The organism is Rossellomorea sp. FS2 (assembly GCF_047915635.1).
GTDB classification, from domain to species: Bacteria; Bacillota; Bacilli; order Bacillales; family Bacillaceae_B; genus Rossellomorea; species Rossellomorea marisflavi_A.
Genome location: NZ_JBLRVS010000001.1, coordinates 1,624,459 through 1,651,208, shown reverse-complemented (window position 1 = coordinate 1,651,208; position 26,750 = coordinate 1,624,459). Strand labels below are relative to the sequence as shown.

The 26,750-nt window shown below is 48.4% G+C and carries 34 protein-coding genes and 1 tRNA gene; 25 read left to right on the top strand and 10 right to left on the bottom strand.

Annotated elements, in window-relative coordinates; all coding sequences use genetic code 11:
• Positions 1–47 precede the first annotated feature (47 nt).
• Positions 48–647 (bottom strand): CYTH domain-containing protein, encoded by a 600-nt coding sequence (locus ACNA6I_RS08610; protein ID WP_048004309.1) that lies wholly within the window; start codon positions 645–647, stop codon positions 48–50.
• Between the two features lie 131 nt (positions 648–778).
• On the opposite strand from ACNA6I_RS08610, the gene ACNA6I_RS08605 reads away from it, so the two are divergent.
• Genes ACNA6I_RS08605 through ACNA6I_RS08590 form a run of 4 tightly spaced genes read left to right on the top strand, consistent with a single transcriptional unit; the run spans position 779 to position 3,566 of the window.
• Entirely contained in the window at positions 779–1,150 is a 372-nt protein-coding gene (locus tag ACNA6I_RS08605; protein ID WP_048004308.1) for a hypothetical protein, read from the top strand.
• Between the two features lie 57 nt (positions 1,151–1,207).
• On the top strand, positions 1,208–1,855 hold the full coding sequence (locus ACNA6I_RS08600) for a GTP pyrophosphokinase (RefSeq protein ID WP_048015489.1): 648 nt from the start codon (positions 1,208–1,210) through the stop codon (positions 1,853–1,855).
• A 13-nt stretch (positions 1,856–1,868) separates the two neighbouring features.
• Positions 1,869–2,663, top strand: a complete 795-nt coding sequence (locus ACNA6I_RS08595; protein WP_048004306.1) for an NAD kinase — start codon at positions 1,869–1,871, stop codon at positions 2,661–2,663.
• 12 nt (positions 2,664–2,675) lie between these two features.
• On the top strand, positions 2,676–3,566 hold the full coding sequence (locus ACNA6I_RS08590; protein WP_416313165.1) for an RluA family pseudouridine synthase: 891 nt from the start codon (positions 2,676–2,678) through the stop codon (positions 3,564–3,566).
• 33 nt (positions 3,567–3,599) lie between these two features.
• Here ACNA6I_RS08590 and prpE read toward each other — a convergent pair whose 3' ends face one another.
• Complete coding sequence (gene prpE / locus ACNA6I_RS08585) at positions 3,600–4,331, bottom strand: bis(5'-nucleosyl)-tetraphosphatase PrpE (RefSeq protein WP_416313164.1); 732 nt, start codon at positions 4,329–4,331, stop codon at positions 3,600–3,602.
• A gap of 244 nt (positions 4,332–4,575) precedes the next feature.
• Between prpE and mgtE the strand changes: the two genes are divergently transcribed.
• The 5 genes from mgtE (at position 4,576) to ACNA6I_RS08560 (ending at position 9,927) form a co-directional block, all read left to right on the top strand.
• Positions 4,576–5,919, top strand: coding sequence for a magnesium transporter (gene mgtE / locus ACNA6I_RS08580; protein WP_048013149.1), 1,344 nt, complete (start codon positions 4,576–4,578; stop codon positions 5,917–5,919).
• Between the two features lie 24 nt (positions 5,920–5,943).
• On the top strand, positions 5,944–7,806 hold the full coding sequence (locus ACNA6I_RS08575; RefSeq protein ID WP_048004303.1) for a monovalent cation:proton antiporter family protein: 1,863 nt from the start codon (positions 5,944–5,946) through the stop codon (positions 7,804–7,806).
• Positions 7,807–7,915: 109 nt separating this feature from the next.
• Complete coding sequence (locus ACNA6I_RS08570; protein WP_048004302.1) at positions 7,916–8,401, top strand: DinB family protein; 486 nt, start codon at positions 7,916–7,918, stop codon at positions 8,399–8,401.
• 179 nt (positions 8,402–8,580) lie between these two features.
• Positions 8,581–9,357 carry an enoyl-ACP reductase FabI gene (gene fabI / locus ACNA6I_RS08565; RefSeq protein WP_048004301.1) on the top strand — a complete coding sequence of 259 codons (777 nt, stop codon included), beginning with the start codon at positions 8,581–8,583 and terminating at the stop codon, positions 9,355–9,357.
• 135 nt (positions 9,358–9,492) lie between these two features.
• Complete coding sequence (locus tag ACNA6I_RS08560; protein ID WP_048015492.1) at positions 9,493–9,927, top strand: CotO family spore coat protein; 435 nt, start codon at positions 9,493–9,495, stop codon at positions 9,925–9,927.
• Between the two features lie 41 nt (positions 9,928–9,968).
• On the opposite strand, the gene ACNA6I_RS08555 is transcribed toward ACNA6I_RS08560, so the two are convergent.
• On the bottom strand, positions 9,969–10,448 hold the full coding sequence (locus ACNA6I_RS08555) for a CotY/CotZ family spore coat protein (RefSeq protein ID WP_048004299.1): 480 nt from the start codon (positions 10,446–10,448) through the stop codon (positions 9,969–9,971).
• Positions 10,449–10,574: 126 nt separating this feature from the next.
• Between ACNA6I_RS08555 and ACNA6I_RS08550 the strand changes: the two genes are divergently transcribed.
• From ACNA6I_RS08550 to ACNA6I_RS08510, 9 genes are all read left to right on the top strand, one after another.
• Positions 10,575–10,931: a DUF1360 domain-containing protein gene (locus ACNA6I_RS08550; protein WP_048004298.1), complete on the top strand. Its 357-nt coding sequence runs from the start codon at positions 10,575–10,577 to the stop codon at positions 10,929–10,931.
• A gap of 267 nt (positions 10,932–11,198) precedes the next feature.
• Positions 11,199–11,663 carry a sporulation protein gene (locus ACNA6I_RS08545; protein WP_048004297.1) on the top strand — a complete coding sequence of 155 codons (465 nt, stop codon included), beginning with the start codon at positions 11,199–11,201 and terminating at the stop codon, positions 11,661–11,663.
• Positions 11,664–11,675: 12 nt separating this feature from the next.
• Positions 11,676–12,146 carry a stage V sporulation protein AC gene (gene spoVAC, locus ACNA6I_RS08540; protein WP_048004296.1) on the top strand — a complete coding sequence of 157 codons (471 nt, stop codon included), beginning with the start codon at positions 11,676–11,678 and terminating at the stop codon, positions 12,144–12,146.
• Positions 12,146–13,162, top strand: a complete 1,017-nt coding sequence (gene spoVAD / locus ACNA6I_RS08535; protein ID WP_252266393.1) for a stage V sporulation protein AD — start codon at positions 12,146–12,148, stop codon at positions 13,160–13,162. Before spoVAC ends, spoVAD begins: the two co-directional genes overlap by 1 nt.
• A gap of 15 nt (positions 13,163–13,177) precedes the next feature.
• A complete protein-coding gene (gene spoVAE, locus ACNA6I_RS08530; RefSeq protein ID WP_048012985.1) occupies positions 13,178–13,534 on the top strand; it encodes a stage V sporulation protein AE in 357 nt (118 codons plus the stop codon).
• Positions 13,535–13,673: 139 nt separating this feature from the next.
• Complete coding sequence (locus ACNA6I_RS08525; RefSeq protein WP_079515832.1) at positions 13,674–13,802, top strand: YjcZ family sporulation protein; 129 nt, start codon at positions 13,674–13,676, stop codon at positions 13,800–13,802.
• Between the two features lie 127 nt (positions 13,803–13,929).
• Entirely contained in the window at positions 13,930–14,193 is a 264-nt protein-coding gene (locus tag ACNA6I_RS08520; RefSeq protein WP_048004293.1) for a stage VI sporulation protein F, read from the top strand.
• A 134-nt stretch (positions 14,194–14,327) separates the two neighbouring features.
• Positions 14,328–14,570, top strand: a complete 243-nt coding sequence (locus tag ACNA6I_RS08515; RefSeq protein WP_252266394.1) for a hypothetical protein — start codon at positions 14,328–14,330, stop codon at positions 14,568–14,570.
• Between the two features lie 62 nt (positions 14,571–14,632).
• A complete protein-coding gene (locus ACNA6I_RS08510) occupies positions 14,633–15,529 on the top strand; it encodes an MBL fold metallo-hydrolase (protein ID WP_416313163.1) in 897 nt (298 codons plus the stop codon).
• On the opposite strand, the gene ACNA6I_RS08505 is transcribed toward ACNA6I_RS08510, so the two are convergent.
• The 4 genes from ACNA6I_RS08505 to ACNA6I_RS08490 all read right to left on the bottom strand — a co-directional run bounded on the left by ACNA6I_RS08505 (position 15,520) and on the right by ACNA6I_RS08490 (position 18,091).
• Complete coding sequence (locus ACNA6I_RS08505; RefSeq protein WP_252266396.1) at positions 15,520–16,215, bottom strand: DUF421 domain-containing protein; 696 nt, start codon at positions 16,213–16,215, stop codon at positions 15,520–15,522. The genes ACNA6I_RS08510 and ACNA6I_RS08505 overlap by 10 nt on opposite strands.
• Positions 16,216–16,323: 108 nt before the next feature.
• Entirely contained in the window at positions 16,324–16,746 is a 423-nt protein-coding gene (locus ACNA6I_RS08500) for a GNAT family N-acetyltransferase (protein ID WP_156183357.1), read from the bottom strand.
• Between the two features lies 1 nt (position 16,747).
• Positions 16,748–17,269 carry a YjcG family protein gene (locus tag ACNA6I_RS08495; protein ID WP_048004288.1) on the bottom strand — a complete coding sequence of 174 codons (522 nt, stop codon included), beginning with the start codon at positions 17,267–17,269 and terminating at the stop codon, positions 16,748–16,750.
• 93 nt (positions 17,270–17,362) lie between these two features.
• On the bottom strand, positions 17,363–18,091 hold the full coding sequence (locus ACNA6I_RS08490) for an alpha/beta hydrolase (RefSeq protein ID WP_048004287.1): 729 nt from the start codon (positions 18,089–18,091) through the stop codon (positions 17,363–17,365).
• Between the two features lie 140 nt (positions 18,092–18,231).
• Here ACNA6I_RS08490 and ACNA6I_RS08485 point away from each other — a divergent pair, with 140 nt between their 5' ends.
• From ACNA6I_RS08485 to ACNA6I_RS08470, 4 genes are all read left to right on the top strand, one after another.
• On the top strand, positions 18,232–18,789 hold the full coding sequence (locus ACNA6I_RS08485) for a phosphatidylglycerophosphatase A (protein WP_048004286.1): 558 nt from the start codon (positions 18,232–18,234) through the stop codon (positions 18,787–18,789).
• A gap of 300 nt (positions 18,790–19,089) precedes the next feature.
• Entirely contained in the window at positions 19,090–20,082 is a 993-nt protein-coding gene (locus ACNA6I_RS08480; RefSeq protein WP_048004285.1) for a TAXI family TRAP transporter solute-binding subunit, read from the top strand.
• A 79-nt stretch (positions 20,083–20,161) separates the two neighbouring features.
• On the top strand, positions 20,162–20,671 hold the full coding sequence (locus ACNA6I_RS08475; protein ID WP_048004284.1) for a DUF1850 domain-containing protein: 510 nt from the start codon (positions 20,162–20,164) through the stop codon (positions 20,669–20,671).
• On the top strand, positions 20,658–22,640 hold the full coding sequence (locus tag ACNA6I_RS08470; protein WP_048004283.1) for a TRAP transporter permease: 1,983 nt from the start codon (positions 20,658–20,660) through the stop codon (positions 22,638–22,640). The genes ACNA6I_RS08475 and ACNA6I_RS08470 overlap by 14 nt, the downstream gene beginning before the upstream one ends.
• Positions 22,641–22,681: 41 nt before the next feature.
• Here the strand turns inward: ACNA6I_RS08470 and ACNA6I_RS08465 are convergent, their stop codons facing one another.
• On the bottom strand, positions 22,682–22,900 hold the full coding sequence (locus ACNA6I_RS08465) for a hypothetical protein (protein ID WP_048004282.1): 219 nt from the start codon (positions 22,898–22,900) through the stop codon (positions 22,682–22,684).
• A gap of 153 nt (positions 22,901–23,053) precedes the next feature.
• On the opposite strand from ACNA6I_RS08465, the gene ACNA6I_RS08460 reads away from it, so the two are divergent.
• From ACNA6I_RS08460 to ACNA6I_RS08450, 3 genes are all read left to right on the top strand, one after another.
• Positions 23,054–23,125: transfer RNA gene (locus tag ACNA6I_RS08460), tRNA-Val, on the top strand.
• A 227-nt stretch (positions 23,126–23,352) separates the two neighbouring features.
• Entirely contained in the window at positions 23,353–23,553 is a 201-nt protein-coding gene (gene cspD, locus ACNA6I_RS08455; protein ID WP_048004281.1) for a cold-shock protein CspD, read from the top strand.
• Positions 23,554–23,719: 166 nt separating this feature from the next.
• A complete protein-coding gene (locus ACNA6I_RS08450; protein ID WP_048004542.1) occupies positions 23,720–24,853 on the top strand; it encodes a thiolase family protein in 1,134 nt (377 codons plus the stop codon).
• A 33-nt stretch (positions 24,854–24,886) separates the two neighbouring features.
• Here ACNA6I_RS08450 and ACNA6I_RS08445 read toward each other — a convergent pair whose 3' ends face one another.
• Entirely contained in the window at positions 24,887–25,822 is a 936-nt protein-coding gene (locus ACNA6I_RS08445; RefSeq protein ID WP_252266398.1) for a nucleoside hydrolase, read from the bottom strand.
• Positions 25,823–25,879: 57 nt separating this feature from the next.
• On the bottom strand, positions 25,880–26,740 hold the full coding sequence (locus ACNA6I_RS08440; protein WP_048004279.1) for a MurR/RpiR family transcriptional regulator: 861 nt from the start codon (positions 26,738–26,740) through the stop codon (positions 25,880–25,882).
• Positions 26,741–26,750 lie beyond the last annotated feature (10 nt).

The window sequence follows — 26,750 nt, the reverse complement described above, 5'->3', positions numbered from 1 at the left end:
CTTGCTCTGATTAGTGTGCGTATATAGTTAGTATCGGAAAGATTCCTCTACTGTGAAGATTTTTCCTGTTGCTTTTTCTTCAATTCTTCATAAAAGCGCCTGACTTTGTTCTTGGTCGGGCGAACCGGAATCTGGAATGTCTCAAGAAGCTCGAGGAAGATGGCTTCTCCTTCAATCCTGCCTGCTGCTTCATACTCCAGTTCATAGTCTTCTTTGTCCAGATACTCGCTCTGGTCCAGCACCAGGAGCCCGCCTTTGAAGTGTTGCTCGGAACGCTTTGTATGCAGCGTACCGAAGTGTTGCAGGGCGGCTGGGTCGATATTCAGCCCGAGGATGGTATCCCGTACTTCACCCTCAGGGAATTTTCTGTTCTTAAGTAGAGAAGCGGCTTCCTCTTCACTTAGGGGCTGGTTGGTTTCGAGAAGGTCTTCGCCGTGGGGGGTCTTCAGGGTCAGCGTATGATGTCCGGACTTGGACCGGATCCTAAGGGCTGATCGGGTTTCCTTCAGTTTGAAATCTTCGGTATCGAAGTAGTGGTTGGTCTGGAGCAGAAAATCCGCTTCTTTCACATTGAACGCAGAAGAGAGCTTCGCAAACTCGTCGGTTGTTAGGATGTTTTTGAATTCGATTTCGATTTCTTTTGGCATGAGGGTCTTCCTTTCTACTGTCGGTCATTGCTTCATTATCTCATTGACGAATAGGGAACTTCAATGTTTAGATGAATTCATGAAATGTGGTAGAATAATACTGATTGTTTTATGGAAGGAATGAGAGTTGAATGAGGAAAGTAATCCAGTTTCACAAGACAAGCGTTGAAAACGGTGTCCTGATCCTGCACACAGAACAGGACGATCTCCTGTCAGGAATCCAGGCCGCCGGTCAGATCATAGCAGATTCTGATCGATTCGCTTTTGTATACCTCGCAGAAAACGAGGAGGAGTATGTGTATTTGTACCTGGAAGAACCGATGTGGCAGGATCTGAAGAGCGCACTGGAAAAAGGCATGCCGGTCATGGCACGCGGAACGGAACGCACCCTCGAGCTTCATCAGTTCCAGGAAGAACTTCAGTACCTGGTCGAGAATATCCAGGGGAACGGAAACTACGGTGATGAAATGGTCGCAAAGGTGGAAGCGGTATTTTTCCACTGATCAATTGAGCACTGTTCAATAAGGCACTAACAGCCGACCTTACCAGGAGGTGATGGAATGAACCATTGGGAACAGTTTTTAGCTCCGTATAAACAGGCGGTTGACGAATTGAAGGTAAAGCTGAAAGGGATGCGGGGAGAGTATGAAAAATACAGCATCCATTCGCCCATTGAGTTTGTCACGGGCAGGGTGAAGCCGATTGCCAGCATCCTGGATAAAGCGAACAAAAAAGGAATCAAGCTCTCTGCAATCCAGCAGGAGATGCAGGATATTGCCGGACTGAGGATGATGTGCCAGTTCGTTGAAGATATCCATGTGGTAGTGGAGAAGCTCCGTGCAAGGAAGGACTTTACCATCATCGAGGAACGTGACTACGTGACCCATAAAAAGCCGAGCGGCTACCGCTCCTATCACATCGTCATCGATTACCCGGTGCAGACCATTCACGGGGAAGTGAATATCCTGGCGGAAATCCAGATCAGGACCCTGTCCATGAACTTCTGGGCAACAATCGAGCACTCATTGAACTATAAGTATAGCGGCCAGATCCCGGAAGAAATCAGACATAGGCTGCAAGGTGCTGCAGAAGCTGCTTTCCGCCTTGATGAAGAGATGAGCCTCATCAGGGAAGAGATACAGGAAGCACAGGTCATTTTTACGAACAAAACGGAAAAGGACCAGCGAGGGAGACCCAGCGGGACTTGAAAGGGGTATGAGTATGAAGTTCGCGATCACGTCAAAAGGTGATTCCAAATCCAATACGTTGATGCATAAAATGAGAACCTATCTTCAAGATTTCAATCTTACATATGATGAAGACCAACCCGACATCGTCATCTCCGTCGGTGGTGACGGCACCCTCCTCTACGCCTTTCACCGCTATCGTTCGAGACTTGATAAGACGGCTTTCGTCGGTGTGCATACCGGACACTTGGGCTTTTACGCCGATTGGGTGCCTGAGGAGATCGAAAAGCTTGTCATCGCCATTGCAAAGACTCCGTATCAAGTGATTGAGTACCCTCTACTCGAGACGATCATCCGCTATCAGCACGGTGGGAAGGAAACGAGGTATCTTGCCCTCAATGAATCCACCGTCAAAAGTGTCGAAGGGACTCTTGTCATGGATGTAGAAATCCGCGGTCAGCACTTTGAACGCTTTCGCGGGGACGGGCTGTGCCTTTCCACGCCTTCCGGAAGTACGGCCTACAACAAAGCCCTTGGCGGCGCCATCATCCATCCGTCTATCCCTGCGATTCAGTTCGCTGAAATGGCGTCCATCAACAATCGCGTCTTCAGGACGATCGGTTCGCCGCTCATCCTCCCGGCCCATCATACATGCATGCTGAAGCCGGTCAACGGACCAGACTTTCTCGTCACGATCGATCACTTATCCCTGCTTCACAAAGATGTGAAGAGCATTCAGTATCGCGTGGCCGATGAGAAGATCCGGTTTGCGCGCTTCAGGCCGTTCCCGTTCTGGAAACGGGTGCATGACTCCTTTGTGTCGGACTGACGGATCAAGATCATGAAACGATATGAAATGAGCTGGGTCATCGGGGAGGAGGACGAGGGGCGGCTCATGAAAGATTTCCTGAAGGATCATGAAATTTCCAAGCGCACCTTGACGGCGGTCAAATTCGAAGGCGGAGAGCTTAGCGTCAATGGAAGGCGGGAGGATGTGCGTTTTCGCTTACACACAGGTGACTGCCTCCGCGTCATCTTCCCGGTTGAAGACAGCTCCATCCTCCCGGAGCCCGTCCCATTGGAAGTCCTGTATGAAGATGATGACGTTCTCGTGGTTCACAAACCTTCGGGAATGAAGACCATCCCTTCGACCGATCAAGCAGGTGGAACATTGGCGAATGCGATCAGGTTCCATTACATGACCACTGGCGTCGCATCCACTGTCCATATCGTCACAAGGCTTGATAAAGATACTTCGGGGATCGTGCTGGTGGCAAAGCACCGACATATTCACCATCTCTTCACGCTGAGTCAGAAGCAGGGGAACGTTAGCAGGGAGTATGAAGCCATTGCTCACGGGGTGTTTACAGATACAGAAGGGGTCATCGAAGCTCCCATCGGAAGGAAAGAGACCAGCATCATCGAACGGATGGTCCGCGAAGACGGCCGCCATGCCAAAACCCGATACCGGGTTGAGAAGCAGTACGGAGCCTATGCCTATTTGAGACTGCAGCTCGAGACCGGGAGGACCCATCAGATCAGGGTGCATCTATCCCATATCGGGCACCCTCTGGAAGGGGACGATCTTTACGGCGGCGCGCTTGATCGTATAAAGAGGCAGGCACTCCATTGCAGCCGCCTTACCTTTTTTCATCCGGTGAAACAACGCGAGCTGACCTTTCACTGTCCGCTGCCTCAAGATATGAGTCGGTTGGTGGATCAAGGTTCATAATAAGAGCGAGAGCCCCGTGGCCCTCGCTCTTTTTTAGTAACATGTGAATTTTGTCGGGATCGATGGCATCGTGGAAGGCACACTGACCGTCTCGAGTTCCGGGTAGCGGAACGCGGTGAGGCGTCCACCAAAGACCGCACCGGTGTCGATATTGACTGTGCGATGGATCATTCTTGGCTCTGGGACGGGTGTATGACCATAAACAATCCAGGCATCACCATGATAGTCCTTGGCCCAGTCCCTCCTGACGGGAGTCCCGTCGGGATTCCGTTCCCCGGTGATGTCCCCGTACAGAACGAAGGTCCTGATTTTTTTATTTTTCCTCCCGATCCATTCCTCCTTCATCCCTGCGTGGGTAAGGATCAGTCTCCCTCCATCGAGCACATCGTAGAGAGGGGCGTCTTCGTACAAGGCCAGGAATTTCTTCTTGATCGCTTCCTGCTTCGAAGGTGAGGAGGATGCCCACTCTGCGACCGTTGTCTCCAGCCCATGCCGTATCTGAACGTCATGACCGAGGAAATAGCGGTACAATTTATCGCAGTGGTTCCCGGGTACATACCTTGCTTTGCCCTGTGAGCAGAGAGCAGCCACAAGGTCGATGGTGTCGAGTGATCGCGGCCCCCTGTCGGTAAGGTCCCCGATGAAGGCGAGCTGTCGTTCCGGATGAACAGGGATTTCGCCTGCCCAAGTGTATCCAAGTTTTTCAATCAGTGTTGTCAATTCCTCATAGCACCCGTGTATATCCCCGATGATATCCAGTTTCATGTCAGTCAGCTCCTTTTTGCTTTTCTTTTTATTGAAATTATGCCATATTAATGGTTCAGTGTTTCACATATACGATCGGACCGCAGGATTTCAAGAAAAAGGATGTCATTTTGAAGGCGACAAGAACTGAAGGATTTGCTAGTATTAATACGATAAAGATACATGTGATAGGAAGAAGGTGTGTTCAATGACTGATATCACACAAGATCAGGAAAGAGACAAAGACAAACAAAATGATAGGGAAATGTTCGATGAAGAACTTCTGATCAGGGCGCTTGAAGAGGAGAATATGGATCTCTTCCGTTCGGAGTTCATTGAACTGCACTCGTATGATCAGGCGACATTCTTTGCACGGGTGGAGGAGGGATTGAGGGCCCGCCTCTATCACTACCTATCCCCTGAGGAAATGGCAGAGCTATTCGAAAGTCTTGATATCGAAGAAGAAGATTATCAGGATATCCTTGCCGAAATGAATCCTTCTTATGCAGCTGAAATGCTCTCCCATATGTATACGGATGATGCGGTCGATGTATTGAACGAGCTGGATAAGGAACAGGTGGTCAGCTATTTGACCATCATGGATGATGAATCGGCGAAAGAAATCAAAGAACTCCTGCACTATGAAGAATACACCGCCGGTAGTATCATGACCACGGAATTCGTAGCCATCAGCAAAAATCAGACGGTGCGGTCAGCCATGTATATCTTGAAGAACGAAGCGCCGAACGCGGAGACCATCTACTATATCTATGTCATTGACGACGATAAAAAGCTCGTAGGGGTCATTTCCCTCCGTGACCTTATCATCAGTCACGATGATGTGATGATCTCAGAAATCATGAGCGAACGTGTCATGTCTGTAGGCGTCAGTGAAGACCAAGAGGCAGTTGCAAGACAAATGAAGGATTACGACTTCCTTGCCCTGCCCGTTGTGGATTTCCAGCAACATCTCCTCGGGATCATCACTGTCGATGACATCATGGATGTTATGGAAGAAGAGGCATCCGATGACTACTCCAAGCTCGCCGGGATCTCTGATCTGGATTCCATCGACCAGAATCCATTCAGTGCAGCTAAGAAAAGGCTGCCGTGGCTCATTGCCCTTTTGTTCCTCGGAATGTTTACCGCAAGCCTCATCAGCCGGTTCGAGGACACCCTTGCCGTCGTACCGGTCCTTGCCATCTTCATTCCGGTCATTTCAGGCATGTCCGGTAACACGGGCACCCAGGCCCTGGCCGTCGCGGTTCGCGGTATTGCAACGGGAGATATTGAAAAAGAAAGCAGATGGTCCCTTATCATGCGTGAAGCAGGGACCGGTCTGATCACGGGTACCACATGCGGTGTCGGTATCAGCATCATCGTGTACGTGTGGAAGGGTGAGTTCTTCCTCGGACTGGTCATCGGGGTATCCCTGCTCATCTCCCTATTCGTAGCGACGCTTGCCGGGATCCTTGTCCCGCTCGTGATGCATAAGCTCAAAGTTGATCCTGCGGTTGCGTCGGGGCCGTTCATCACTACGATTAATGATATCATTTCGATTTTGATTTACTTCGGCCTCGCCACCATCTTCATGAGCTACCTACTATAAATATAGATAAGGGGGAGAATTAGAATGGAACAACATGCATCTGTTACGTCCTTGGTCATCGTGATCCTGGTGGCGTTTTTGACACCCATCCTGCTCCATAAGTTCAAACTCAACTTCATCCCCGTGGTCATCGCAGAGATCATCGTCGGATTGATCATCGGTAAAAGCGGATTTGATATTGTCCATCAGGACATGTGGCTTGAGACGCTTTCGACCTTGGGATTCATTTTCCTTATGTTCCTCAGTGGACTGGAAATTGATTTTACCGCTTTCTCAGGCGGCAAGAAGAAAAAGGCTTTACTGCCGAACGGGAAGGAAGAGCCGAACAGGCTGAGGGTAGCCATGATCATATTCCTGGGTATCTTTGCGGTCTCCCTTGGACTCTCCTATCTCTTCGTTTGGTTCGGTTTGATCAATAATGCGTTCCTCATGACCCTCATCATCTCGACCATCTCTTTGGGAGTGGTGGTACCGACGTTGAAAGAGGCCCATATCATGAAGACCGCAATCGGTCAGATCATCCTCCTGGTAGCGGTCATCGCCGATCTTGTGACGATGATCCTACTTGCCGTATTCGTCTCCCTATACGGGGACGGCCAGGGAAGCATGTGGCTCCTTCTCATCCTCTTCGGTGTAGGGATCCTGCTGTACTTCCTTGCAAAACGACTTAAAAATAATCCGTTCATCAGGAGTCTATCGACAGGTACCGTCCAAATCGGTACCCGGGCGGTATTCACGCTCATCATCGTCCTGGTGGCCATTTCTGAAACCGTCGGGGCAGAGAATATCCTCGGAGCGTTCCTGGCTGGAGTACTTGTTTCACTCCTAGCACCCAACCAGGAAATGGTCCATAAGCTTGACTCTTTCGGCTACGGGTTCCTCATTCCGATCTTCTTCGTGATGATCGGGGTCGAACTGGACCTCTGGACGCTGCTGAGCGACAAGAAAATGCTCCTGTTGATTCCGCTGCTGTTACTTGCTTTCTTTATCTCGAAAGTGGTGCCGGTGTACTTCCTGAAGTATTGGTATGACACGAAGACGACTCTTGCTTCTGCATTCCTTCTGACCTCGACCCTTTCCCTGGTGATCGCGGCAGCGAAGATTGCAGAGCGAATTGAGATCATCACTCCCCAGATGAGTGGAACATTGATCCTTGTCGCCGTCATTGCCTGCATCATCACGCCGATCTTCTTCAAGAAGCTATTCCCGAAGGAAAATGCCGCAGAGAAGAAGCTGAAGGTTTCATTCCTTGGTGCCAACCAGCTGACGATGCCGGTATCAAGGGAACTCCAATCTTCCCTGTATGAACCGGTCCTTTATCATACTAGGCAGGACAAATCGGAACAGACGATCGCAGACTCGCTGTTCACCATCAATGAAATCGAGAATTATGATTCTTCGACCATTGAAGCGCTGGGGATATTTGAATCGGATATCCTCGTCATCTCCACCGGAGATGAAGCCCTCAATGCCTCATTAGCCGTTGAAGCGAAAGGAAAAGGGGTGGACAGGGTAATCGTCCGGGCCGAGAGTGCAGATCTTCATGAAGATCTGAGGGAAAAGGAAATCGAGGTCTATTCCGTCTTCCTGTCCACGAAGGCACTTCTCCGGGCTCTGATCGAATCACCGTCCGTACTCAATATCCTTACCAATCAGGAAACGTCGCTATACGAAATCCGGATGCTGAATCATCAGTTCGAGGGCATGTCCCTCAGACAGTTCCCGTTCACCGGTGATGTGATTTTTGTCAGGATATTCCGCGGCAAGGATTCCATCGTTCCCCATGGCGATACAGAGCTTCATATGAATGATCGCCTGATCGTCACCGGATCGAAAGAATATGTGGATGAATTGAAAAGAGAATTGGAATTCTGTGAAGACTGCTGAACACATTGGAACTTCCCATGCTATATGCTGGGAAGTTCTTTTTTTATCTCATTAGACAATGGATATCACTATGTTTAGAATGAACGTATAACCAATAGGAGGTGTTCTCATGTGGAGAGAGAATGTGAAGACCATACGAAGTGAATTGATTGACAGCTTTCATGACGCAGGAGAGGATAAACTGAATGAAAAGCCTGCGAAAGGGGAGTGGAGCATTGCGCAAGTCGTCCTTCATCTGGCCGGGGCAGAAACGCGTTTCATGGAGCTGGCACTGCGCTCCGCCACTGAACACAGGGAGAAGGGAGAAAAGGTCGACCTTACAGTATTCGATGATCCCGCACATAAAATGATTGCTCCCATCGATCCGCCGGACGAGCACAAGACCTTTGACGAACTTCTCTCGGCCCTCCATGCCTCGAGGCAGCTGACGGAACGCCTGGAATTATCCTACACACCAGAAGAGCTTGAGGAGAAAACAATGGACCACCACCGCTTCGGCATCATGCCCATTGAGCAGGTATTCGAACTGCTGGGCAGACACGAGAAACGGCACATCCGTCAGATCCAACGTATCAAGGACATCACCCGAACCTGAAAGATTCCCGGCTGTCAGGGGGACCGGGGACATGAAGGGTTCCCCCTAGAATAGATGAAGATGCAAAGGCCAGATGGCCCAGCAGATAAACAATCGCGAACAAGGCTTTTCATTTTTAAGAATATCATGTAGAATTAGTATCAGGTACTAATAACATGTATTAAACAGGAGGATATTCAATGACTCTTTCATTAAAGGGAAAAACATACGTCGTCATGGGAGTGGCGAATAAACGCAGCATCGCCTGGGGAATCGCCCGCTCACTTCACCAGTCGGGAGCACGCTTGATCTTTACATACGCCGGTGAACGCTTTGAAAAAGGAGTAAGGGACCTGGCTTCCACACTCGAAGGCGGGGAAGATTCACTGATCCTCCCTTGTGATGTGACAAGTGATGAAGATATCGACAAATGCTTCGCAACCATCAAGGAAGAAGTCGGAGTCATCCATGGCCTCGCTCACTGCATCGCATTCGCTAATAAGGAGGAGCTTGCCGGTGATTATATGAATACGACCCGCGACGGTTTCCTTCTCGCACACAATATCAGCTCCTACTCATTGACTGCTGTCAGCAAGGCGGCAAAGGGGATCATGACCGAAGGCGGTAGCATCGTGGCCATGACCTACCTTGGAGGAGAAAGGGTCATGCAGAACTACAATGTCATGGGAGTGGCGAAAGCTTCCCTCGAGGCAAGCGTACGCTATCTTGCAAGCGACCTTGGTAAAGATGGAATCCGCGTCAACTCCATTTCTGCCGGTCCGATCCGCACCCTGTCTGCTAAAGGGGTGGGTGACTTCAACAGTATCCTGAGAGAAATTGAAGAGCGTGCACCTTTACGCCGCAACACGACTCAGGAAGAAGTAGGGGATGCGGCTGTATTCCTCTTCAGCGACTACTCAAGAGGAATCACCGGAGAAAATCTCCATGTAGATTCAGGTTATCACGTACTAGGATAATTTCAGATATGATAAAAGAACCTTCATCCCGGCGGAATCCGCCCGGATGAAGGTTCTTTCTTTGCATTCTGCCGTGAAGAAACACATGGGAGGGGTGTGCATACATATAAAAGTAGAACACAAGGAGGGATGAGTGTGAGGAAAGAAAAGAAGCCTCTGTTATATATCCAGCAGCCCCGCATGATCGATGTACGCAGCAATATGCAGAATACGTATAAAGGGTCGGCCAAGAGGGCCGAAACCAGGCCGAAACCCGTTGAACAAGTGAAGAAAGAGGAAGTGGAAGTGGAAGCTGTCATAGAGGAACCGGCGGTGCTAACGACGGAATCCTATTTCCGGCCGCTGAAGCCATTCAGGGAAATGGACCTTGAAGGGAAAATCAGCTATCTGGAAGCGAGCATCATGGGGAGGGCTCCGTTTCCATGTACATTTCAGACGGACACTGTTTCCTACAGAGGGGTACTCCGATCATCGGATACCAACACACTGACCATTAAGACCTTCCAAGGGGAAGACGTGGTGTTGGAAAAAAGAACAGTTAAAAACATTCAGATCATCGGATTGAAATAAAAAGAGCCAGGCGGTCACCCGACTGGCTCCTTACCTGTCAATCAGTCACAAACTCCGTCCACTCTTACATCATCGATGCATTGGATGGCACAGAAGCAATCTAGATCAACTGTAATGCAATCCCCTGTCAGCTCATAGTAATAGTTATTGTGAAGACCCATCATTTCATCTTCGGAATCAACATCTGCTCCGGAAGCATGAACCTTTTTCAATACTTGAAGGGTGGCACAACAGTCGTCGAATACGTTTTTGACACGGAAGTATGGTGTTTTCCAGCAGTGGTGTTTAGGATGCACCTTGAAAAGGTCTCCTTTTTTGTTGTAGAGTTTGAAAACACGCGTGTTTGGTGCATTTCCGACAGGACTGATCAAAGACCCAAGCGGCTCAAGAAAGCAGTCGTTCTTACAATCGAAGCAATCTTGATCAGCTGCATCTTGGATATCTTTAATGGCGCGTACGGCTAGACAAACGCATCCTTTACTGGCACCGTGAATATCATCTTTTCTTTTTCCGCAACCCATAAGAAAATTTCCTCCTTAAATTGTTTTCATTACACTACTAACATATTGACAGAACGGGTTTTGGGTCACGGACAAAAGCCCCTTTTGGGGAAAATAGGCAGAATCGAATGAAGGAGTGGGCGCTTTTTGAAGCTAACTGTTCTGGAATTGATCATCATGGGTCTGGCCGTATTCCGGCTTACCCACCTCATTGTATTTGATAAGATCACCGAATTCATCAGAAGTCCCTTTTTCAACGAGATTACAGAGGCGGATGAAAATGGCTTGGAGGAAGTCTATCTGGTTCCCAAAGAGGGGGGAATCAGAGGGTTTATCGGAGAGTTGTTATCATGCTACTGGTGTACCGGCATATGGATGGCGTTTTTCTGCTACGGGGGATTCATCTTTTATCCTGTCGTATTCCAGCCGTTTCTCGCGATCATGGCGGTGGCGGGGATCGGAGCCATTCTTGAATCAGCCATTCAAAATTGGAAATCACGGTAGGGATTAGGGAAACAGTGGAAACAAGCAATGCATCATGCGCATATAATGGGAGTGGGAATGAACGAAAGGAGGATGGGGAAGTGAAGAAAATCCCTATACAGGTACCGCTCACCACCAATTCCACTCCGAAGAAAAAAGGCTGCGGGTGTGGATCGAAAATCAAGAAGAACTAGGACTGCTCAATTGGGCAGTCTTTTTCTATTCATAAAAAATCGCTTTTCAGCAAAAAATACAGGGTGAGAACGAACCATACGGAGGGCAGTTTATATGACTCGAATGATCATTAGCATCCTTTTCATCCTCCTGCTTACTGGATGCAAGAGCATGGAAGATGGGGAAGACAGTAAGAATGCATTGATGAAGCGCACCGATCTATCTCCGATTGAACTGGTGGATAACCCGGAAACAGACAGCTTCGGCCATGCCATCAAAGAGGAGCTGGCGAAGAAAAAGGAATTGTACGACGTCGCCGTGATTCAGGGGAAAGAAAAGACCCTGGTCGTCTATAAAGTGAAGCACCTGCAGCGGTTCCATATGAAGAGGATCGAGCATGACATGGAAGCGTATCTTGAAGACAAGTATCCAGATGAGGATTTCATTCTTTCGAGCGATTATAAAATTTTCCTTGAAACGGTAAGGTTGAAAGAAAGAATAAAGAATAATGACATCGGAAATGAAGAGGCAGAGAAGCACTTCAATGACATCATCACTCTTCAGAAAGAAAAAACGTAGGAGGGGTAGGAAGTGGCTAAAACACCGAAAACGCCTGAGCAAAAGCAGTATGAAGCCATCGAGAAGAAGTATGAAACAAAGCGTCCTTTAATGAAGAACGTGCTGAAAGCATTTTTTGTCGGAGGAATTATTTGTGTCATCGGACAGGCATTCACTTATATGTACATCTATTTTTTTAACTTTACGGAACAGACCGCTGGCAATCCAACCGTCGCCACTATGGTCTTCCTAGCCATGCTGTTGACCGGTTTCGGCCTGTATGATCATCTTGGTCAATTTGCAGGAGCCGGGAGCGCCGTGCCCGTCACCGGATTCGGCAATTCGGTGATTTCCGCCGCGATCGAGCATAAAACCGAGGGGTACGTCCTCGGGGTAGGGGGAAATATGTTCAAGCTTGCCGGCTCGGTCATCGTATTCGGGGTTTTCTCTGCATTCGTCGTGGCACTCATCAAGACAATCCTCATCCAGTTAGGGGTGATCTAATGTTAAAAGGTTCACAGTCATGGGTGTTTCCACTCCAACCGAAAATCCTTTCGACAGGTGTCGTGGGAGGTCCATTTGAAAAGAAAGGCCGGCTCAGCGCCGATTTCGATCGTTTCTATGATGATGTGAGGATGGGGACGGATACGTATGAAAAAGCAAACCGGACTATGATTGAAGATGCTGTATCCATCGCTCTTGAAAAGAAATCCATAACAAAAAATGACGTTCAGTTCTTCCTGACGGGCGATCTCATCAATCAGATCACACCGTCGAGTTTTGCGGCAAGGACGATCGGACTTCCGTATTTCGGATTATTCGGAGCATGCTCCACTTCCATGGAAGGGCTTGCCCTTTCTGCTCTCATGGTCAATTACCATGGGGCACACCACGTCATCACCGGTGCCTCAAGCCATAATTCAGCGACGGAAAGGCAGTTCAGGTACCCGACGGAATACGGCGGCCAAAAGCCTCCAACGGCCCAATGGACTGTGACGGGAGCAGGGTATGCACTTCTCGGCAATGAAGCCTCCGGAGGAGCACCGGGACCGAGGGTAACATCCGCTACAATCGGTAAGGTCATCGACATGGGTTTATCCGATCCCTTCAACATGGGCGGAGCGATGGCGCCGGCTGCAGTGGATACCATCACGGCGCACTTCAGAGACCTGGAGCGGGATCCATCCTATTACGACCTGATTGTCACCGGAGATTTGGCGAAGATCGGACGGCTTACAGCCCTTGATCTTCTTCAGCAGAAAGGACTCGGGATCCAGGACGATCGGTTCCAGGATTGTGGACTCCTCATCTATGATGAGAATCAACCGGTTCAGGCAGGGGCAAGCGGTCCCGGCTGTTCTGCCACCGTCCTGTACGGCCATCTCCTCAATCAGATGAGACAAGGAACGTATAAAAAGATCCTCGTGATTGCGACGGGCGCTCTTCTTTCTCCGCTCACCTTCCAGCAAGGGGAGACGATCCCCTGCATTGCTCATGCTGTATCGATTGAATATTCATAAGAAAGGGGAGTATTTATGCTAGCCATGTTTTTTTGGGCCTTCGTTGTCGGTGGACTCATATGTGTTGTCGGACAGCTGCTGCTCGATGTGGTGAAATTCCCGCCGGCATATGCCATGAGTTTTCTGGTGGTGGTGGGTTCCGTGCTTTCGGGCTTGGGTCTTTACGAGCCTCTCATTGATTTTGCGGGAGCGGGAGCCACGATCCCTATCATGAGCTTTGGGAATTCCCTGGTGAATGGGGCCATGCAAGAGTCGCAGGAGCATGGGATCATCGGGGTGCTGACAGGGATGTTCGAAGTCACATCCTCCGGTATATCAGCGGCCATTGTATTCGGATTCCTTGGTGCCCTCCTGTTCAATCCTAAAGGCTGAAGATGAAGCGATCAGATGGACACCATCTGATCGCTTCATTTCGTTCTGAGCTTCACCCAATTTCAACTCAGCCCAACCATAGGTCTTGTCCGATACATATGTTAATAAGGATTATAGGGCAAAGTGAGGTGATATTTGCATGTACGGATATGGAGGATACGGATGCGGCTACAATTACGGCTGTGGAACCGGCGGATATGGTTCTACATTTGTATTGATTGTCGTGTTGTTCATTCTTTTGATCATCGTCGGAGCCAGTTTCTGCTAGAAAGGAGTAGAAGGGCAGTATCCTTGAGTGTATAGGGATCCTGTCTTTTTTGTGGTTTCTTTCTGATCCGAGGAACGCTCCTGGGTTTTTTACATATGATGCTTATAGTTAAAGGAGGCGTGAGTTTATGAATAACAATTTTTTTAAGAACCTCGAGAAGAAGACCGGTGTGGATATGAATGAAGTGTTTGAACTGGCAAACTCCTTGCAGAATGCAAATTTCAAGGATGAGGCAACCGTGCGCAGCGTCATCAAAAGGGTTTCTAAAATTGCCAATAAGCCTGTGAACAAAGAAATGGAAGATAAAATCGTCAAATCCATTGTAAATGATGGGAAGCAACTTGATTTTGGAACCATCTCCAATATGTTGAACAAAGGAAATAAAAAATAAGCATCCCATGAGGGATACCGATGTCGGTCGGTAACATGCATTCGGGAGGCTTGTATCACAGCCTCCTATTTTTGTGGAAGGATTACTGTCACCCAGTACCGGGTATCATACATAAATAAAGGAGGAAGGATCCGATGGGATATATTGCACCGATTCCACACTTTCAGTATAAGCAATATCAAGAAAGGGAGCTGAATGTCACGGAGAAGCCTTATCACTATATCCCGGTCCACGCCATCACCGCCCTGTCAAGAGGGGCAGGAAGAGAGTCAAGGGAAGTGACGGATCATTATAACGGGAAGGAAAAGAAACAGATTCCTGAAAAGATCATTGCGAGGCTGACAGGAAAAGGGATCAATTTTCACGAATATGTCTAAATGGCCATAAGTCCCACTAAATACTGGGGCTCGGTCTGACATTATAGTGGGAGCTGAAGACAGTGGAATTCATATCATTGCACAAAAACACCTACGGCTTCTCGGGTGCTGTGAATATCGGCTACTCTGTGAAGGCGGGGAAGGGATTGCTGATCGATACCGGTTTGGATGACTCAGCCGCTAACAAGGTTCTGCGTATGCTCGACGAAAAAGGCCTTCCCCTCGATTATTGCATCATCACTCATGCCCACACGGATCATTACGGTGGAGCCGATCGGATCAGGGAAAAGAAGGAAGTGACGATTCTCGCGCCCCGTTTGGAAAAAGCCATCATGGAAAATCCTGTTCTTGAGCCCATTTATTTATTTAACGGGGCTTTTCCTCCTGCGTCCCTGCGGAATAAGTTTCTCGAGGCCAAGGCCATCACAGTCGATGAAGAAATCGAGGAGGGCCCCCTGAAGATTGGGCCGTTCGATTTGGAAATCTTGAGTCTACCGGGCCACTCCTATGGGCAGATCGGCGTGATAGTAGAAGAAGTCCTCTTTGCTACCGATGCATACTTTGGCACAGAGGCACTTAAGAAGCATATCGTTCCGTTCATCACAGATGCCGACACTGCCCTGGCTACTCTCCACTACATACTGGAACGATCTTGTCAGGGCGCCATTCCCGGCCACGGGATCTATGAAGAAGATTTCAGGAAGACGGTACAGGAAAACATCGCCCTTCATCATCGGCATATGGAGGCATTGGAAAAACAGATTGAAGGGAAACAGAGGTGCTCCTTCGAAGAAATCGTTAAGGAGTATTTAAACATGGTAGGGGTATCATCACGGCAGCTCGGTCAGTTCCTTTTGTATCGTACAAGCATAACGGCCTATCTGATCTCCCTCGAAAGAAGGGGACGGATCACCATGACGGTTCGTCAGAACGAACTCGTCGTGACCCTTCATTCGTAGCCCTGCACCAATAGGGGTTCATTTTCGGTCCATTCAGCTAAAAGCACGTCCTTTGGTGAGGAGAATCCTTGCCTGCTGATCTCAGTCTGAAGCCAGCGGTCATCTTCCCCCACGATCTTCAAGTTATCATAGACGATTTCTCCATCCATGATCAGAGACATGGGCAGGGTTGCTTTCTTCAGCGGAAGGGAAAGGTCCTGACGCTGGACTTGATCGTAGAGAGGCTTCTTGATGACACTAAGGGTGCCATTGGATTCAAGTAGCGCGTACTCGCACTCCTTTACGGAAAAAATATCCTTTGCCCGTAACAGATGCTGCAGCTGATTCAAATCCAAATGATTCTTCTTCAGTACTGTATAATTGATGATTCCCTTATTGATGACGATAGCGGGTGTCCCTTCCATCAGGTGGCGGAATTTGCGGGACTTCTGGGTAAAGAATTCAGTCACGAAAATCAGGGCACCCCAAATGAGGATGGCAGTCAATACTTGAAATACCGAGATTTTATCATCATAAAGGGAGTTACCGACAAGCTCTCCAAGGATCAGGGCCGAGATGAAATCAAATGCTGAAATCTGTGTAATCTGGGTTTTGCCCAGTACTTTGGTAAGGATGAGAAGTGCGAAATAACCGACAATCAATTCCACGGCGATGGATGTGTACTCCAATGGGATTTCCCCTTTCAACAGGCTACTCCCCATTATGGACGGATGACCTTCAGTCTATACGATTATGCCGCGAAACAAATCAGACACAAAAAAGCGCTGGATTCATGATCCTGCGCTTTTTTGCGTTCATAATGATTTTTCCATCGTACGGTGGGGAATCCCCGCGTCGAGGAATTCTTCTGAAACGATCTCGTACCCTAACTTCTCATAAAATGGAATGGCTTGACTCTGTGCGTTGAGCTTCAGGACAGGAAGGGACATCTCCCTGGCATAATCCTCAATGGCCCTCATGATTTCCCGGCCGGCGCCGCGTCCCCTAAGAGAGGAGAGGATGCAGATGCGTTCCGCTTTTCCTTTGCCATCCATCACCCTGAAGCGGCCGGCGCCTACAGGATGATCCTCGTCATAAAGAAGGAAATGGGTGGACTCCTCTTCATATTGGTCGATTTCATCTTCGGCAGGAACATTCTGTTCCTCTACGAAAACGGATTTTCTGATGGAAAATACTTCTTGAAGTTGTTCTTCTGTTGAGACGATTTTAGTGTGCAATTTACTGATTTTCCTTTCCGAGTCGGAATGTTTCATACACGGTCCACGAACCATTCTCCAGCTGATAGAGGAGATGGAACCGGTCGATGGTTTCCTCATGATCGATGCCAAGCATGGATAGGGAGCCATAAATGTCGGAGTGCTCATCGTTACTCAGCTTCTGGGCCACGGTGATATGCGGTACAAAAGAGTACTCCGGCTCATCTCCCATGAATTCCCGGTGGTGCATGGCATCATGAAGTGCCTGGAGTTCAGGGTTCGGATCCACTTTGAAATAGATCACGTTATTAACGGGCTGGAATGAGCTCACTTTATACGCCTTCAGCGTAAAGGGATCATGTTCTTTTGCGATATGGGAAAGCTTACCGGCGATATCCTTGATATGCTCATCATCGGCGCTGAATACATTTTTCAGCGTCAAATGAGGCGGAATCAATGCATAATGAGGGTCATAGCGCTTTCGGTAAGAATTTGCGATATCTTGAAGTTTTTTAGATGGGAAAATGACGATGCCATAATTCATTTTCGTTCAATCCTCCTTAGAAACATATGTGCGTATGAGTAGTATAGCAAATTTTTAAAAAATTTAACATAGGGCGAACGGAGCGACCGCCCATTACTTATGGAACATGAACGTCAAGGCCCTGCGCAGATCAGGCTGCCAGTATTTCCATGTATGATCCCCGTCGAACTCATCGTAGAACGTGGTGTACCCTTTCTGGGAGAATACGTGATTCAATTCACGATTCGGAGTCAGAAAATCCTTGATCTGACCGTCTGTGGTCTTTACTTCGGTTTCGCCCTTGCCGATTACATGGTAAATATCCAGAAGATGAGGGGAAGGGAATGACCCTACGGCTTCGAGAACGGTTTCATTGACAAGCGGTGATTGAAGGATTACTTTCCCGAACGTATGCGGGTACTTAAGCGCCGTCATCAATGAAACAGTAGCCCCCAGTGAATCGCCGATGAGCGCGCGCCCTTTCCCCATTTGGTAAGTGGGATACATTTCATCGAGCTTGGGGGTCAATTCATGGGCGAGGAATCGGATATAGTCGGCATTCTCTTCTCCGGCAGGGTGATACTTGCGGCTCCGATCCTGTACATTCTTATACGGGACGCCCACGATGATCGTGTTCTCGATCTCCCCGTTGCCTACTAGTTCATCGGCCAGCCGTGGGATCCTTCCCAGCTGGAAATAGTCCTTTCCATCCTGGGTGATCAGAATGGAATATTTATATAGGGGAGAGTATGAAGCCGGAAGATAAACCAGCATCTTGATCTCCTCGTTCAGTGCTTCGCTGTATAGAACCAGTTCTTCCACGGTCCCTCTAGCAGTCGTCATTCTACACACATCCTTTATCTCTGTTAACGGTTACAAGTGGATTGTATCACAAACTGCAGAGAAAAGCTTTTAAGAGAGAGTCCGGTCGTTTATTCTGAAAAATGGTATAATTCAGATAAATAGAAAGGGGAGAATAAGAATTGACAAAAGTATCTGTACCATCAAATGAAGTAACAAAAGCAGCCCATAGAAAATTAGAGGAAAGGGGAGTGACGTTGGCGGATATCGCCGATATCGTTTATCAAATGCAATTCCCGTACAACAATTCCCTTACAATGGAAGATTGTCTCGAGAGCGTCAGGAAGGTCCTGTTAAAAAGGGAGATTCAGCACGCCATCCTTGTGGGAGTCGAACTCGATCAGCTTGCGGAGCGGAAGATGCTGTCTGAACCCCTTCAGTCCATCGTTGCCTCCGACGAAGGTCTTTTCGGTGTCGATGAAACGATTGCCCTTGGAGCGGCCCTCGGATATGGAAGTATCGCGGTGACGACTTTCGGCCATTTGGATAAGAATAAGATCGGCATCATTCAGAAGCTGGATACGAAGGAAGGAGGATCTGTGCATACATTCCTCGACGATATCGTGGCAAGCATTGCTGCGAATGCCTCATCCAGGCTTGCCCACCGTTTAAGGGATCTCGAAGAGGGCAGGCCGCTTGAAGAAAGGCTGGAAGTGGAGGGGGAGGAACTGATTGGGTAGCTTTCTGCTATATAACAGAGGGTGAGGGGGAATGAGGGATATATCATGACCAGAGATGGGGTTTTAATCCATTTTTAAGTGTAAAGGAGTTTGTAAACGTTTCTAACAATTATTATACGATTTTTTTCTTGAGAACTATCCGGAAAGTCCTAGATAATGGTAGAAAGTGACTGTTTTGTAACCGTATTCACTAGTCGTAATTTATAGAACATTATCAAAATATAAAATTTTTATCACAATTGTGTTACATTTTGTGTTACAATAATTTCCGTTAATAGAAAATAATTAGGGGGGATTTCCTTGAAAAAACGCAGTTTAATGTTGAGTACTGCTATTCTGCTGCTTGTTTCTCTCGTTCTGGCCGCATGCGGCGGTGGTTCCGGAGATGATTCCAAAGGAGCAGACGGAAAAAAGAAAACGGACTTCATCGGTATCGCAACCGGTGGTACCGGGGGTACATACTATCCTTTAGGTGGAACGTTCGCGAAGATCATCCAGGATGAGACAGGCATCAAGTCTTCTGCTTCAACGTCGGGTGCATCTGCTGAGAACATGGCTTCAATCAAAGATGGCAAAACGGAGATCGCATTCACTCAGACGGACATCGCTTCTTATGCCTCTGAAGGAACACAGATGTTCAAAGACAATAAAGTAGAGAATGCCCGCGGGATTGCAACACTCTATCCTGAAACCATCCAAATCGTCACAACAAAGAAATCCGGAATCAAATCGGTTGAAGATCTTAAAGGGAAGGTCGTATCAGTCGGTGAAGCCGGATCCGGTACACTCCTTAATGCAGAGCAGATCCTTGAGGTTCATGGGATGAAGCTTGATGATCTTGAAGCCCGTAATCTTTCATTCGATGATTCAACAACAGGTATCCAGGATGGCACGATCGACGCCGCCTTCATCACTTCCGGAACACCTACAGGTGCAGTAGAGGGGCTTGCAGCGACTCAGGATATCACCATCGTTCCTGTCTCTACTGATAAAGCAAAAGAATTGATCGAGAAATATCCTTATTATGCAGAGGATAAGATCCCTTCAGGAACATACAGCAAGGTCGATGAAGAAATCCCGACCGTCGCTGTACTTGCCATGCTCGTTACGAGTGCAGATATTCCTGAAGATGTCATCTATGATGTAACGAAGGCGATCTTTGAAAACACGGATGATATCAAACACGCAAAAGGAAAATTGATTTCTGCTGAAAACGGCCTCAAAGGAATGGGGATTGAATTACATCCTGGAGCCAAGAAATATTTTGATGAAAAAGGCATTTCAGAAGAATAAAAGTCTTTTAAAACGTTTGAAAGGGATAGACCTGACTCTCGGGTCTATTCCTTTGTTTTGATGTAAGAGGTGAGAACGAATGAAGAAATTCATCGTGATCGGAGTGCTCCTGTTATTGACAATGGCGATATTTGTGCCGTTTCAGGAAAGGTTGTCGGTGGAATGCCTGTCGAAAGAGGAAAAGACGTTGTTTGTGAAGCTTCCCGAGGACCTGACGTTCTCGATTGAATATACGCATTCGATCCATCTATCCGAGGTACAGGAATTTTACAAGATAAGCGGGAATGAAATCACTCAACACGCCCTGCTTTACGAAGATACGTCAATTGGTATGCCTTCGGATGCAGTGGGGGACGAGGTGTTCAGTCGGACGGAAGACGGTAAGTATCTGATCTCGAATATGGAGCGTTCGTTTCCCTACATCGATCTTCAGATTGGAAGAGTGGTGGCCAATCATCGATTGGAAATAGGGAAGTCTGAGTATGAACTATCAGGATTTTTCGGTAAGGGTGAGTTCGTTCGTTTTCAGTGGAAGAGGGCTTCACTATTTGCACAATGGAAAGGAGTGACTGTTGATGGAAAAAGATGAAAAATTCGAAACGTTGACAGAGGAACAACAGCGGGAGCTGCTTGAAAAATACGATCCCGAATCTTCTACTCGAAAGCTGGAGAGCGGATTCTTCAAATGGGTCATTTTTTACGGATTATTGGCATTTTCATTATTTCAGTTAGTGGCATCGATCTTCCAATTCATTCCACGACAGCTATTATTATCGATCCATCTTGGATTTGCGCTATCATTGGTCTTTTTGCTGTTCCCGGCGAGGAAGAAGAATCTGAAGAAAAAGAAAGTGGCTTGGTATGATGTGATCTTATCGGTCATTTCCATCGGAATCGGCGCGTATTGGCCGCTGATGCAGGATGATATCGTCAGCCGTGTCGGTATGATGACATCCCTTGATTTCTACGTTGGGTTTGCGGCCATGATCCTTGTATTGGAAGCCACAAGGCGTGCTGTCGGTCTTCCTATTACGATCATTGCCACATTGTTCATCCTTTATATGTACTATGGCAGACTCATGCCTGGATTCCTTGCTCACAGGGGATTCGATTGGGATGATATCGTCAAGACGATGTTCTTTACAAGTGAAGGGATTTTGGGAACTCCTTTGTATGTGTCGGCCACGTTCATATTCCTATTCCTGCTATTCGGGGCCTTCCTTGTGAAGACGGGGGTCGGGCAATATTTCAACGATCTGGCAGTAGCCATTGCCGGTAAAAGGATCGGTGGACCTGCAAAAGTGGCGATCTTCTCGAGTGCATTGCAGGGAACCATCAGTGGAAGCTCGGTTGCGAATGTCGTCACATCCGGTTCCTTCACGATACCAATGATGAAAAAGCTCGGCTACCGTAAAGAGTTTGCCGGAGGTGTAGAGGCTGCCGCTTCTACTGGAGGGCAGCTCATGCCTCCTGTCATGGGTGCCGCTGCCTTCCTAATGGTAGAGTTTATCGGTGGGATTTCCTACTGGGATATCGCCAAAGCAGCGGCGATCCCGGCAGTCCTGTACTTTACGGGGATTTGGATCATGACCCACTTCGAAGCGAAACGCGTCGGTTTACGGGGATTATCTGATGAAGAAATGCCGGATAAGAAAGAAGTATTCAAACAGATCTACCTCTTGCTACCGATCCTTACGGTCATCATTCTGCTAGTAAGCGGGATGAGCGTCATGAGAGCGGCTCTTTGGTCCATCGTGGCGACAGTCGTGATCAGCGGGATCAGGAAAGCGACGAGGATCGGATTCAGAGATGCCATCGATGCGTTGGTAGATGGGGCAAGGACCGCGCTATCCGTTGCCGTGGCAACCGCATGTGCCGGCATGATTGTCGGGGTGGTCACGAAGACCGGACTCGGGCTGACAATGGCCAACGGTCTGGTTGATCTGGCGGCAGACTTGACCAATACCACTCAAGGGAAATTGATCCTGACGCTTGTCTTTACCATGATTGCTTCCTTGATACTCGGGATGGGCTCACCGACGACAGCGAACTATGTCATCACGTCCACAATCGCTGCCCCGGCCATCATCCTTTTGGGCGCACCTGAATTATCCGCCCATCTCTTTGTTTTCTATTTCGGAATCGTGGCGGATATTACACCTCCTGTTGCACTGGCTGCCTTTGCCGCGGCAGGGGTGTCGGGAGGGGAACCGATCAAAACGGGGGTCAATGCGGCGAAGCTTGCCATAGCCGCCTTCATCATTCCATATATGTTCGTCCTCTCTCCTGAACTCCTGATGATCGATACAACGATCCCTGAATTGCTTTGGGTCGTATTCACGGCCATTACCGGTATGATTGCCATTGGTGCAGGTATCATCGGCTATTGGTTCAGACGGATGTATGCGATTGAACGCCTGTTCGCCGTTGCAGCAGGGCTTATGCTCATTTATCCGGAAGGAATGTCGGATATGATCGGATTGATCACGTTCATCGTCCTCATCGGTCTGCAGTTCTTCGTAAAGCGCGAAGACAAAGTGTTGAAAGCTACAGCTTGAGAAAAGAAAGACCGGGTGTCTGCGCCCGGTCTTTTTACCATTTACCCGGATCTTTCTTTTTTGGGAGTGGACTCGAGGGAGACGGCCAGGATGCCGTCTGTCTTGAATGTACGGGGAGCTTTTCTGAGATAACAATACGCTTCAACCGTATGTTCTGTGAAGTGGTGGACGAGGATCTTTCTTTTGGTAAAGCATTCACCGTCGAAATAGATGATATCGATTTTGATTCCTTCATTCAGGGAACGGGCTATCAATTTCATGGCGTGAGACCTCCTTCATCCTAACAGCCTACGCGCAGAATGCGGCTTTTATTCAGGGAGTGGACCTGATAAGTAAGAAGAAAAATTATTTTCGCAAAACATGTTGACTTTTAGCGAAAATCTTATATAATTTAATTTGTACCTTACATAAGCGACCTGTTAGCTCAGTGGGAGAGCACTTCCTTGACAGGGAAGGGGTCGGGGGTTCAAGTCCCTCACAGGTCATCGCCAAGAACGTTTCCCTTCGGAAGCGTTCTTTTTATGTTGAAAATAACCAAAAATAAAATAAAGGTCTGACTTCTATCGGATTGGCTTGATTAATGAGCGCATACCTGTTATTCTATAGAAGAATTATTTTTGTTCGGTATGTAAGGGAAGAACAAGATTTGCTTTTCGCCTGATATCGCAAGAATAGTAATAATTTGTGCACAAGCACGTAGGAGGCAACAATTATGGAAAACGGTAAAGTGAAATGGTTCAACGCAGAAAAAGGTTTCGGTTTCATCGAAGTTGAAGGTGGAGACGACGTTTTCGTACACTTCTCAGCGATCCAAGGCGAAGGTTTCAAATCTCTTGACGAAGGTCAAGAAGTATCTTTCGACATCGAGCAAGGTGCTCGCGGACCACAAGCAGCTAACGTTGTAAAACTTTAATTTTACATTCCAGGAACAGGCTCCCTCGGGGCCTGTTCTTTTTTTGTGCCATCTTCATCTCTGCTTCCCTTATAAGTTCAATTGGCAGAATAGTTAAAATCCGATTTCAATTTCTCCTATTTACAGGTAATATGGGGTTATGAACAGGGAGAAAGGATTGATTGCTGTGAGAGAAGTTGTCATTGTCGAAGGAGTACGCACGGCTGTCGGGAAGAAGAATGGAGCCCTTGCCGGAACACGGCCTGATGATCTTGCCGGCTATCTGTTGAGGGGATTAATGGAGAAGTCGGGTGTTTCACCTGGGCTTGTAGAGGATGTGATTATGGGGTGTGTGACCCAGTCAGGAGAGCAGGCAGGGGATATTGCAAGGGTGGCTGCCCTTATAGCCGGTTTTCCCGTTGAAGTGCCCGGGGTCACGATCGATCGGCAGTGCGGTTCGAGCCAGCAGGCGGTCCACTTTGCTTCACAGGCCATCCTTTCAGGCGATATGGATGTCGTCATCGCCGGGGGTGTGGAAAGCATGAGCCGTACACCCATTGGATCGAATTTTGCCGGTGCCGGGCTGAGTGATGAGCTGAAAGAACGACATGAGATGATTCATCAGGGGATATCGGCAGAGCGCATTGCAGAAGTGTATGGCTTATCGCGGAATGAACTCGATCGGTTTGCCTTAGCCAGTCATAAGAAAGCTGTTTTGGCCAGGGAGAGTGGTTACTTCCAGGAGGAGATCCACGCCATAGGGGTAGATGGAGGAGAGTTCCTTGAGGATGAAGGGCCCCGGCCGGATACATCCTTGGAGGCGCTGGGAGGGCTTCGTCCGGTGTTCAGGGAAGGTGGCATCATTACGGCAGGGAATTCGTCGCAAATCAGTGATGGAGCAGCAGCCCTCCTCCTTATGAGCAGGGATAAGGCCGTATCACTCGGATTAAAGCCCAGATTCAAGGTCCATACGAGAGTCGTGGTCGGTTCAGACCCGACGCTCATGCTCACAGGGCCGATCCCTGCTACAAAGAAGGTATTGGAGAAGTCAGGTATCCCACTTTCCGAAATCGACGTATTCGAAGTGAATGAAGCCTTTGCACCCGTAGTGCTGGCGTGGCAGAGGGAGATCGGGGCGGACCCTGCCAAAGTCAATCCGAATGGAGGAGCCATTGCCTTGGGGCATCCCCTTGGGGCAAGCGGGGCCAGAATCATGGTGGGCATGATGCATGAGCTTGAACGTACTGGGGGGCGATACGGCCTCCAGACGATGTGTGAGGGTCACGGAATGGCAAATGCAACAATCATCGAAAGAATATGAAAGAACCCGGTCCTCAAAAAGGGCCGGGTTCTTTCATGCTCGGCTCATGATCTTGATGTAATCATGAATGAATGCTTCATAATCGATGGAGAGATAAATGTTCGGTGAGTGAAGCCCAGGTTTTGAATCCGGGCGGAAATCTGCATTCGATTGCCCCCTGAATGGTCCTGCTGTTTCAACCCCGACGTCCCTTTCAAGAAAGCGGCCGTATGACGGATTCATCATGAGGGAAGCAGCGACGAGATCATGGATCGGTGGGCCGGGCAATCCGGGTATCTTTTCTTTGTAGGCGTGATCATAGAATGTGTGGACGTCTTTAAGAATCGAGGTGAGACCCGTATCGGACCCTTGAGCGGATGTGATCATATCGATATGTGAGGATGTGACGATTGCCCGATTGGTCACGTTGAGGGGGAAGAGGCTGATGCGCGGTACGGTTGAAAGGATGGCATGACTGGCGACTGGATCGCCGTGAAAATTAGCTTCGGCGGTTTCCGTCACATTACCCGGTACAAGAAAAGCGCCACCCATGATATAGAACCCGGATACTTGATCGATGAACCCCTCGTCAAGAATGATGGCGACGGCGAGGGAGGTACTCCTTCCAAGGTCCAGGATGTGCACATTGTCATAGGCACGGGCGATCTTAAAGATCTCGCTGAACTCTTGAAAGCTTCCTTTGAATGTGCCCGGAGGAGTGATGGGGCCGAGTCCATCCGGTCCGTGGATCTCAGGATAATAAACAGGTGTTTTCCCCGTACACGAACGGGTGGCACCCATGATGACGGGGATTTCTTTTTGACCTGCAAGGTCAAGGATGTAAGCGATATTATTCGCGGCTTTATCACGTGCTGTATTTCCGTATCCCGATACGATCCCGATCACCTGTATGTCAGGGTGCATCAGGGTATACATGATGGCCAGGGTATCATCGATGCCCGGGTCGGCAAAGATCAATACATTCTTCACACTTCTTCACCTCCTTCCCTCACTATATGAGATAGAAAAGGAAGGTTATGCCATTCCTCAGATCTTCTTCACTGAGATGGCGTCCCTCATTTTTTGGAGTGACCTTGAGGACTGATCTTTCCGCTTCATCATAATGGTCACATAAAGGGCGTCTACGATGCTCAGCTGACCGATACGGGAAGCGAGTGCTTCTGATCGGTAATCGGTTTCTTGGGATGATGTGAACAGAGGGACGTCGACACCGAGACTCATAGGGGACTTGGCAAAGTGGGTGATGGCAATCGTCGGGACACCGTTGCCCTTGGCTACCTCCAATACCTCGAGTAGATCCTTATTCGCCCCTGAATGGGAGATGAAAAAGATGAGGTCTTCACTGGTAAGCTGGGATGCTGATATCAGCTGCATGTGGGAGTCATTGTATGCAGTGGTCGTCATGCCTGTACGCAGGAACTTATGATGAGCATCCATAGCAACGAATCCTGATCCTCCGGTTCCATAAAATTCGATCCTGCGTGCTTTCAGCATCATCGCAACCGCCGATGTAAATGATTCCTCATCCATGATGGCGATGGAGTCTTCCAGCGTGCGGATATTGGAGCGGAACACCTTTTGTGCAATGATTTTTTCGCTATCCCCCTCTTCAATTGTCTCATGTATGTCATCAAGAGGGGTCACGATTTCGGCCGCCAGGGAAATCTTCATGGCCTGATAGCCTTTGAAACCGATGCGTTTGCAGAACCTGAAGACGGTGGCATCAGCTACGGACAGATCTTCTGCGAGCTGACTGATCGTAGAATGGATAATTTTTTCCGGGTCAGCAATAATAGTATTGGCGATTTTCTTTTCTTTTTCGCTAAATTGAGAATAGTGGGACCGGATGCGTGGTAAACAATGTTGAGGTGTGTCAGTTTGTCGCAATGTGGGGCCT